Origin of the sequence: Intestinibacter sp. (assembly GCF_051866655.1) — a bacterium.
GTDB lineage: Bacteria > Bacillota > Clostridia > Peptostreptococcales > Peptostreptococcaceae > Intestinibacter.
Genome location: NZ_JBJDXL010000535.1, coordinates 1 through 2,176, shown reverse-complemented (window position 1 = coordinate 2,176; position 2,176 = coordinate 1). Strand labels below are relative to the sequence as shown.

The following is a 2,176-nucleotide window of genomic DNA, read 5'->3' as shown; positions in this document are numbered from 1 at the left end:
ATGTATTTGAGAGAAACAGTTAGAAAACCGATTTCGGTTATGCTTACAGTATTTATGATATTAGCATATATGCTTCCATATCAATTATCATATGCAGAAGAAATCGCTTATGGTTTTCAAGGATTAGGTGGAAACACCATGAAGATGTTGAGTTATGAAGGGGATATAACAGTAGAAGAACAAACATCAGAAAAATATGTAAATGCAATTGGATCACAAATAAATGGTTCTGAAGATGTAGTATTTGGATTTACTATGACTGCAGGAATGAATGCGTTTGGAGATGGAACTAATTTTAGAAATAATTGCATGCCGTATATAAAAATATACGACAGCGACTGGAAGGATGTAGTGGCAGAATACAACGGTGGAGAAGGACTACTTAAATATATGTCATATGATTCTAGTACAAGAACTATATATATAGGTGTAGAAAAAGACATTCTTGCAGCAGGAGACTATATATTAGTTTTTGGTCCAGAGGTATGTGGAAACAACATAGCTAAGAACCTTGGTGTTCCTGTAGCATTTAAATTCACTACTTACGGTGGATTCACAGGAGAAGTAGACAAAACAGAAATAAATAATTTAATTTCAGAGGTTGAAAAATTCGTATCAGAAGCTCAGGTAGGAACTGAAATCGGACAATATCCATCAAAAGAAGATATTGAAACAGCGATAGCAGATGCTAAAAAAGTAAGTGAAAATGTCGATGCAAGTAGAAAAGAAGTAAAAGCAGCAATAGAATCACTTACAAATGCATTTGAAGCTTTCAAGGATTCAAGAGTAATAAGCATATCAAGTGTAACTATAACAAGTGACAAAGCAGAAAGCGTACAAGTTGGTGCAACAGGAACTGCTACAGCTAGTGTTACAGCAGCACCTGACGAAGATCAATACAAAGAAGTAGAATTTACAGCAAGTGATAATATATCTATAGATTCAAAAACAGGTAAATGGCAAGCTCTATACGCAGGAGATGCATATATAAAAGCTACTTCTACAAAAGATGCTGAAAAATACGATACATACAATTTCAAAGTTGTAGATGCAGAAGATATGATTACAGTTACAATAGCAAAAGGCTCAACTTTACAAGCTACAGTTGATAAGCTATTAGCTAGTACAGGAAAATCATATGAAGATATTAAAGGTATAAAAGTAATAACTTCAGAAGGTGTCAATTTTACAAGTGCAGATTGTACTTTTATAAATACAAACCTTACTGCTGCTGAAAAAATAGATTTATCATTAGTTACAGTTTCTGGGTCTTTCCCATCTATAGCTTTTATGAATAATACAACAATAAAAGAAGTTGTATTACCTGATGATGTACAATACATAGGATATGGTACTTTTGATGGATGTACATCACTTGAAAAGGCTAATATTCCAAATAAAGCAGTATCTATACCTGCATATTTCTTTAGAGGTTGTACAAACTTAAAAGATGTAGAAATACCTGCAAATATTACTTCTATCAGTATAGAAGCATTTAAAGGTTGTACATCTCTTGGAACAACAGTAAAAGTAAATTCAGCAATACCAGCAACTGGATTCTCAGAAAATATCTTTGACGGTTCTAGTGTAACAACAGTTATCGTACCTTTTGGAAGTGCAGAAGCTTATAAGAATACAACTGGATGGAAAAATCTTGAAATAGTTGAAGCTGAAGAAGTAATTCTAAATGTTGAAGTTCAAAAAGCTGGAGGTTTACAAGAAGCAGCTGAAAAAGCTATAGAAGAGCTTGGATTAAAAGGAACAGAAATACACACTTTAAAAATAAAATGCGCTGACGGTGTAGTATTAAACAGCGACGATGAAAAATATATAAAAGAAAATGTAAATTTAGCTAACAAAGTTGATTTAAGTGGAGCTAATTTTGAAAATGATACAATACCAGATGAATTATTTAAAGGTAAAACTCTATTAACAAATGTAGTTATTCCTGAAGCTACAAAAGCTATAGGTAAAAACTCATTTAACGGATGTAGAAATCTAGTTTCAATAAACTTACCTGATGGTCTTGAAACTATCGATGATTATGCATTTGTAAGCTGTTCATATTTAGCATTAGACAAGCTTCCAGATAGTATAAGCTATATAGGTGTACAAGCATTTGGAGCATGTATGAGATTAACTCTTACATCTCTACCATCTAACTTAACATCTATTT

General features: G+C 32.4%; 1 protein-coding gene. It reads left to right on the top strand.

Going from position 1 to position 2,176, the window contains the following annotated elements; translation table 11 throughout:
• On the top strand, positions 1 to 2,176 hold a 2,176-nt coding region (locus ACI3VO_RS16165; protein ID WP_439758902.1), incomplete at both ends, for a leucine-rich repeat protein.